Origin of the sequence: Micromonospora sp. NPDC047467, assembly GCF_040643095.1 — a bacterium.
Classification (GTDB): Bacteria; Actinomycetota; Actinomycetes; order Mycobacteriales; family Micromonosporaceae; genus Micromonospora.
This window is the reverse complement of sequence record NZ_JBEYTO010000030.1, coordinates 1-1,954: the sequence shown is the minus strand read 5'-3', so window position 1 is coordinate 1,954 and position 1,954 is coordinate 1. Positions and strand designations below refer to the sequence as shown.

The window sequence follows — 1,954 nt, the reverse complement described above, 5'->3', positions numbered from 1 at the left end:
CCGTCGACCTCACGTTCCATCCGAGGTACGAGACCGCGTAAGGGGGTGAGCCGGTGGCAGTCCAACTGCTGGTCACCGACCGCAACCTGAAGGTGGTTGGTGACCCGCTGAGCGGGTGGACCAGGCTCGCGGTCGACCTGAACTACAACGCGCCCGCGTCGGGGTCAGTGGTGCTGCCGGCGTGGCCGGAGGTCCTGGAGCTGCTGCAGCCCGGCCACCGCCTGGTCGTCGTCCGCGACCAGGGCGTCTGGTGTGCGGGGCCGATGGAGGAGCCGCAGGACTACCAGTGGGACCTGGAACAGAACCCGGCCCCGGGCACCGTGACCGTCCGCTTCAGCGACGACCTGGCGCGGGTGGCCGGCTACCTCACCTACCCAGAGCCCACCAAGGCGTTCGCCAACCAGGACACGATCACCGACCGGCTGCGGACCTTCAGCGGGCAGAACGCCGAGACGATCATCAGGCAGTTGGTGAACGAGAACTGTGGGCCCGGCGCCCTGGCAGCCCGCAGGATTGAGCGCCTGGTCCTCGACGACGTCGCCGGCGTCGGCGGCAACCGCTCCCTCAGCACACGGTTCGAGCCGCTACTCGACGCCTGCCGCACCGTCGCCGCCACCGACGGCCTCGGTATCCGCACGCGGCAGGTCGGCGACCAGATCAAGTTCGGGGTGTACAAGCCCGCCAACCGCACCAGCACCGCCCGGTTCTCCCAGGGGCTGGGCAACCTGCGCTCACTGTCCTTCACGATGGGCGCCCCGCTGGCCACGTCCGAACTGGTGCAGGGCGGCGGGGACCCCGACGAGCAGGCCACCCCGCCCAACATCCGCGTCTACGTCGAGGTCACCTCCGGCGCGGCCGCCGACTGGTACCGGGTCGAGAAACTGATCGATAAGACCGGCACCCTGGACGACTTCGGCGGGGAGCTCACCCAGGCCGGGACGCTCGCCCTCGGCGACGACAACCCTCAGGCGTCCCTCGCCACCGTCACGGTGGACACCGAGGACCTCAAGGCAGGCCGGGACTACGTCCTCGGCGACCGCGTCACCGTCGCCCTGCCGACGGGCCTCGAGGTCGCCGACATCGTGCAGAGCATCCGGCTCGAGGCCACCGCCGACGAGGGCGAGGTCGTCACCTCGGTCGTCGGCAACAGCGACAAGACCACCACCACGGCCACGGTGCGCACCGTGCGAGACCTGGCCCGCCGGCTCGGGCGAATGGAAGCGAGGTAGCAGTGGCACAAGATTCCTGGCCGTCCCCGGCCCACAACAGCAGGGCTATCACCGACGTCGAGTACGAGAAGATCGCCAGCCGGTTCAGCGACGACGGTGTGTACGGCCGCCCCAGCGATACCGCCGTGGTCTCCGCCGGCGCTGGCCTGCAGGTCAACATCCGCGCAGGTGTCGAGGCGTCGGTGCGCGGGCACGCCTGGACGTCCGGCACGTCCACCGTGACCCTGCCCATCGCCCCCAACACCAGCGGGCAGACCCGCACCGACCGGGTGGTGCTGCGCCTGGACCGCTCCACCTGGACTGTGCGGGCCGTCGTCAAGCAGGGCACCCCCGGCGGTGGTACGCCCGGGCTGACCCAGCAGACCGGTGACACTGGCGTGTACGAGGTCCTCCTGGCCGGGGTGACGGTGCTCACCGGGGCAGCCGCGGTGACCGTGACCCGCGGCGAGCTGTACGTGGGCAGCAGGATCCGGCCCTGCTCTTCAAACCACCGCAACACAAACCCGGTCATCGGTGAGATGTGCTTCGAGACCGACACCGGCCAAGTGCGGGTATGGAACGGCAGCGCCTGGAAGCTCGTGTACGAGGACAGCAGTTGGCTGGTGGTCGACGCCGCCGTCTCGGGCTGGTCGAAGACAGCCGACTCGGTGCTTGATTACCAGGCGGGGACCGTGCACCTGAGGCTGGGCAACTTCTCGAGGACGGGCGGTACCGTCGCCAGCGCC

Annotated in this window: 1 protein-coding gene and 1 pseudogene; both read left to right on the top strand. The window is 69.9% G+C overall.

Features of this window, described 5'->3' with window-relative positions; all coding sequences use genetic code 11:
• Window positions 1–53 precede the first annotated feature (53 nt).
• Window positions 54–1,229: a siphovirus ReqiPepy6 Gp37-like family protein gene (locus ABZ780_RS31675; RefSeq protein ID WP_357488431.1), complete on the top strand. Its 1,176-nt coding sequence runs from the start codon at window positions 54–56 to the stop codon at window positions 1,227–1,229.
• A gap of 2 nt (window positions 1,230–1,231) precedes the next feature.
• Window positions 1,232–1,954: pseudogene (locus ABZ780_RS31670) on the top strand (hypothetical protein); the annotation flags it as partial.